The organism is Okeania sp. SIO2B9 (genome assembly GCF_010672505.1).
GTDB classification, from domain to species: Bacteria; Cyanobacteriota; Cyanobacteriia; order Cyanobacteriales; family Microcoleaceae; genus Okeania; species Okeania hirsuta.
Window position 1 is genome coordinate 1 of the sequence record NZ_JAAHGK010000438.1, and the last position, 5443, is coordinate 5443.

The 5443-nt window shown below is 37.4% G+C and carries 4 protein-coding genes; 1 reads left to right on the plus strand and 3 read right to left on the minus strand.

The genetic code is table 11. From position 1 onward, the window contains the following. From F6K13_RS35810 to F6K13_RS16340, 3 genes are all read right to left on the minus strand, one after another. Positions 1 to 60 (minus strand): hypothetical protein (locus F6K13_RS35810; RefSeq protein ID WP_375340665.1); only part of this gene is annotated, 60 nt, incomplete at its 3' end. Between the two features lie 200 nt (positions 61 to 260). Next, positions 261 to 425: a hypothetical protein gene (locus tag F6K13_RS16335; protein ID WP_161564302.1), complete on the minus strand. Its 165-nt coding sequence runs from the start codon at positions 423 to 425 to the stop codon at positions 261 to 263. A gap of 681 nt (positions 426 to 1106) precedes the next feature. After that, the gene (locus F6K13_RS16340; protein ID WP_124154952.1) at positions 1107 to 3785 is read right to left on the minus strand and encodes a DUF3536 domain-containing protein; all 2679 of its coding nucleotides are present in this window, start codon (positions 3783 to 3785) and stop codon (positions 1107 to 1109) included. A 1119-nt stretch (positions 3786 to 4904) separates the two neighbouring features. On the opposite strand from F6K13_RS16340, the gene F6K13_RS16345 reads away from it, so the two are divergent. After that, positions 4905 to 5417 carry a hypothetical protein gene (locus tag F6K13_RS16345; RefSeq protein ID WP_287287849.1) on the plus strand — a complete coding sequence of 171 codons (513 nt, stop codon included), beginning with the start codon at positions 4905 to 4907 and terminating at the stop codon, positions 5415 to 5417. The last annotated feature ends 26 nt before the right edge of the window (positions 5418 to 5443 follow it).

The following is a 5443-nucleotide window of genomic DNA, read 5'->3' on the forward strand; positions in this document are numbered from 1 at the left end:
TTTTGACCAACAATTTTCAATTGGGTTAAATTCAGGAGAATATGGAGAAAGATATAGCACTTTTATTCGGAGCTTCTTCAATTATATTTCTGATTTCCTCAACTTGATGAGCTGGTAAATTGTCCATAAAAACTTGAAAAACATTTTTACCGAGAAATTGTGGGTATGCGCCTCCCCTTTTCAGGGGAAAAAAGAAAAAATTTTTCATGATTAGTCAATCCTCTTGTTTTCAAGGAGAGGTAATTATTAATTATTAATTATTAATTGTTGAAAGTTATTCCTGTTTTAGCTTGAATTTTAGAACATAACTCTCTGAAAGTAGCATCTGGTTTTTCTGGAACTAATTTTGAGATTAATTCTTGAGAACCTTTTAATTTATGACCTGGACCTGGACGATCAGATTTTGCATCTATATGACCTGCCATACGTATATCTGTTGATTAGTTTTTGCACAAAACTTTTCGCTACTTGAAAACGAACAGCCAGTTGACGAATTGAGCTTTTTTGATTCAAATAAGTTTCCATAATTTTTTTTCTCAGATCGAGAGAATAAGCTTTCATATATAGGAACAGAAATGAGATTTTTAATAATTGATCAAAATTTAATTTTGGCCAAATCACTAAGTTCTGATTTTGACTTTAGTGATCGCCTATGAGACATTATTTGACTGATTCAATCATTACTGTTACTGTACCTCACTATCCTCGAAAGTGCTGTAAATACACCTATTATGGATGACGTCTTAGGTCACTGGTTTGAATACTGCCCGTCTAATGCTTTGCTTTCTTCACTGCCAGATATGAATGACTCCTTTGATCGTTGGCATTGCATAATTGCGGGAAGAGAATCACATTTGCACCTATCTGAAAATGTTGATAGGTTAAAACAAATTTTTTGACAGATATCAAAATCATCCCATGATGATGCAACGCTCCAGTTTTAGCTATAGAGAGGATTTCGGGTTATTTATTGTCCAAAACTCCCTCCTAATCAGCTTTTGCACCTAACATAACAAAATCAATCGAGATGTTAAGAAAGATGCGACTAATGCACACCTTAGCCGAAAAAGGAGAGAGTTTAGTTCTACTGTGAAAAAGAAACGATATTAATACAATTGATTCAGCCATTGATCCACATCAATGGCCAGCTTCTTACCTAATTGTAATAACTTGCTAATTTGAGGCAATTCCCAAGTTTCTCCTACCTCTACACCATTAGTTTGTATTTCACTATGATTTTTCCTTTGAATATAACCTAAACACAGAGGTACAATATGATTCTCCAGAGATTGGAAATATATCTCCTGAGCATTAATTAATGATAAACCTAGATTTAATCGATCACCTACTTCAATAATTCGCTCTAAGTTGTAGATATCTTGCTCTACATTATAATGTTCATTGTCATGCAAAATATGCCGGAGTGAACTAACTATTAACCTTTCTAAAGCTTCTTTAACTTCCAGGTTGTAGAACCGACATTGCTGTTGACCTACTTCAGTAGCAAGAGCTTCTAAATCAGCCAAATGATTCTGGCTCAATTTTCCATCACTACTTTCCGCTTCTAACCCCCGTACACTTGTTAAGAACTTATGACCTAATGCCACTTCGGCAGCTACCTGTAACTCTTGGGGTACAGGTAAATTATCTCGGTGGAAAGCCATCATTATGCTATAATTATCTCGGTACACCTGACTATACAATTGATCCAGGCGATTGAGAGTTTCCTGACTAAGTAGCCCCATTATTCGTTGACGTTCCTCTGCAAATAGATCCTTCAGGCTAAATGAACGTTCGCCAAATAACTCGCTCATAGTCATAATCACATTTGCTATACTAGCTTCTTGCAAAGCATCAAATAGCTTTTGTTTCAGTTTATTATAAACTATTTGTCCGCTAAAGGGGCGAATACAGCAATGGAAATCCCATCCTCCCAAATGCAGTACAGCAAAAACAAAATTCTTACATTCTAGCGTAATTTCTGAAACTAGCTCTAACTGACCAACTGCTAGACTTAGATTACCCATGCGTCGCATTTGATAATCATGTTGCTTGGCGTTATAGCAGTAAATTCGCTGTTCGCGAGTATAAGTAGTAAACAAAGAATTAATGGCGTAGTGAGCTGCTACTTGCTCTAAACTAATTTTAGCTGTAGCAACTAATTGCCGATAAACTTCATCACCTGTTTTGAACAACTCTACATTACTGGGGGCAAAAGCAAGTCGCCCGATAAATTCTTTTTCAAGTTCTAGCTGTATCCCTGATACATCCTCTGCTAATTCTATTGCCCTAGCTGCATAACGTAAAATTTGAGTGCCTTCTGGTCGGGATATTTCATCAAAAAACCAGCCACAACTTGTAAACATTAATAGTGAATGTCTTTGCATTTCTAGTAAACGCAAAGCATCTACTTTTTCTATTTCTGTTAAGTCGTGACTTTGATGCTTGGAAAAGAAATTATTAATGTTAGTAATAGAGCGGTCGAGAATTACTTTAATGTATTCATCTCGTGCTGCCCAAACATCGTTGAAGAAGTGACGACCCAAATCTTCGTAAATCTCTACAAATTGATCCCGTAGCCAATTGAGTGAATCTCGCAATGGTCTGCGCCATTTTTGATTCCAGGTGCCTCCACCACCGCAACCACAATCATCTTGCCAACGGTCAACACCATGAGAACAGCTCCAAGCTGTTACTGGTTTTAAAACAACTTCCCAAGTAGGGGAACTAATGCTGAGATAATGAGCAAAGTTGGTTACTTTCCAGTCACGCTGAGGAAATTCTCCTAAGAAGGCATAGGCAAGGCATTTTTCTGTACCACCTTTGTGATGACCGAATGTTTCGCCGTCAGTGGCAACAGAAATCAATTGGGAGGGTCGGTGGTCTCCCCGCACAGCTTGGCCTAATCGTCCGGCAAAGTTATGGGAACTATTTAGGACATCGTTGAAGCCCATATCTCTTGATATTGGACCATCATAGAAGAAGATGTCAATGTATGGAATTTCTGTGGAGTTATCGCTGTTATTTGGTAAGAAACAACGATAAGGTTGGGTGGGGTCAATTTGACTGCCACCTACTTCTATCCATTCAGGATTTTCGTTTTCTGAGTTTGGGAAGGGGCGACAACGTTCTGCTTGGGAAGGTGCTAAGATAATAAAACGAATCCCTTCTGCGACTAACACTTCTAGGGTAGGATAGTCAACCGCTGTTTCTGCTAGCCACATTCCTTCGGGATCGCGACCAAACCTGGAGCGGAAGTCTTCTTTACCCCACCGAATTTGAGTGTATTTATCTCGTTCATTGGCTAGGGGCAAGATGATATGGTTGTATGCTTGGGCGATCGCATTGCCATGTCCATCTAGTCGTTGGCAACTTTTGCGGTCTGCCTCGATAATTTTTTGATAGACTTCCATATCGTGACGCTCTAACCAACTCATTAAGGTTGGACCGATATTGAAGCTCAGATATTCAAAGTTATTGGCGATCCCCACCAATTCTCCTCGTTCGCTTAAGATTCTGGCAAAAGCATTGGGGCGATAGCATTCGTGTAAAATTCGCTCATTCCAGTCATGGTTTGGAGCTGCACTAGGTTGACGTTCGATAGCGTCTAGGTAAGGATTTTCTCTTGGTGGTTGATAGAAGTGACCGTGGATAGTTACATAAATTCCTGTAGCAGTGTTAGAAGGTGCTACAGAAGTTGTACGGTCTTTGGTTGTTTCAGACAATGATACTTCTACAACAGAGTCGTTAAGTTGATTCAATTTCTTTTCAAATGAGGAAACCATGCGATCGCATTCTCCATTTTCAATAATAAATTATTGTCTTCGTCTTACTCTGACGAAACTGCTAGGTCTAGAATTTTTTTCAAACATTGAATACGGTTGTTCAATTCTAAATCCAAGTTGATTTACTTTAATTTCAATAATTTCAATTACATTTTCTACGTTTTAGCAATTTTTGCAGAGTTAATGAAAGGCAGATTATGTTTAGATGCTCTTGATTAGTTGTCCAAGCTCTTTAATTAAAAGCTACAAATTTCTCACTTTCTTTACCTTAATTTTAGTAGGTGAGATTTTTGTCAGTTTAATATAATGTTGAGAGCTTACTTGCAGAGTTAAAAAAGATTTAATAGTTATGTTTGTGATTTGTATCATAAAGTCTAACTTAGTTAAAAAGCAAGACTGTAGTTATAAAACTTAATTTTACTTACCATTCTCTATAAATTAGTAATATTAATTTATCATGTCATCAAACTTCTGTCTCCAAAGCTAATAATGAGGTGAAGTTTTGGAGTCTTCCTAGATGAAGCAAAAATGCTAACCTTTTAGGGTGTTTCACAGCTTTTGCCTGTTGTCTGTTCTCTACTATACCGAGGGGTGCTAGATTTGCTATTCAGATACGACCTGGTGGTGCTTTGTTCCGACCTCTATCTCCAATGCGATGATGGGGTGTGGTTTTGGAGTCTTCCTAGATGAAGCAAAAATGCTAACTTTTTAGGGTGTTTCACAGCTTTTACTTGTTGTCTGTTTCTTACTATACCAGTTAATGTCAAATCATTAGAAAATGGTAAAAGCGATAATTTGAGTTGATACCAACTTCAGTTAATTTATTGTCCTCAAAAGGCCATTATATTGAATCAGAACTTATATCATGTCCGGATAATTAACGATAAAAAACCTTCTCCCTTTAAACTTTTCTTTTCCTTCTGCCTTCTGCTTTTTTTCCTCCAAAGTGTAAGTATTCAAGCGGACGTGATGTTACCCATGAGGTACGAAAAACTAGGATTTGAGATTGCTTTGTTTCGGACGAAAATACGTTGCAGGTGCGTAAGTCCGATGAATATCAAAAACTTTTGCTGAAACTGTCAACACATAATTTTTTCTGAGATATTTAGCACAAATGCCATGATTGATCGCCAAGATATCAACCAGACCTCAATTACTCAAGGACTTACAGAAAATGAAGTTATTGCTCGTCGTACTGCAGGTCTAGGAAATCAGGTCAAATTACATACAAGTCGTTCCTATAGCCAGATATTAAAGGAAAACTTATTTACTTTTATCAATGCTGTTTTCTTAACTATTAGTGTCGTTTTAATCTTTCTTTCTCGTTATGGGGATGCTTTCCTTGTAATTGTGGTTATTTTAGGTGGCGTTATAGTTAGTGTTTGCCAAGAAATATGGGCTAAACAAAAATTAGATCAAATTGCTTTATTAACAAGACCATTAGCTACCGTTATTCGAGAAAGTAAACAACAAAACATTGATCCCAGTGAAATCGTAGTCGGGGATATATTAGTTGCCCAAGCTGGAGATCAAATAGTGGTCGATGGCCAAGTAGTAGGAGAAGGCCGAATTGAAGTGGACGAATCACTACTAACTGGAGAATCGGACCTAATTCCGAAACTAGCAGAATAAACTGGTTGTCCTACTTGTTTCGGAAA

Excerpts from the sequence above, each read along its gene's own strand:
- F6K13_RS16335 (WP_161564302.1), bottom strand. The coding sequence starts at position 425 with ATGGCAGGTCATATAGATGCAAAATCTGATCGTCCAGGTCCAGGTCAT.
- F6K13_RS16340 (WP_124154952.1), bottom strand. The coding sequence starts at position 3,785 with ATGGTTTCCTCATTTGAAAAGAAATTGAATCAACTTAACGACTCTGTT.
- F6K13_RS16345 (WP_287287849.1), top strand. The coding sequence starts at position 4,905 with ATGATTGATCGCCAAGATATCAACCAGACCTCAATTACTCAAGGACTT.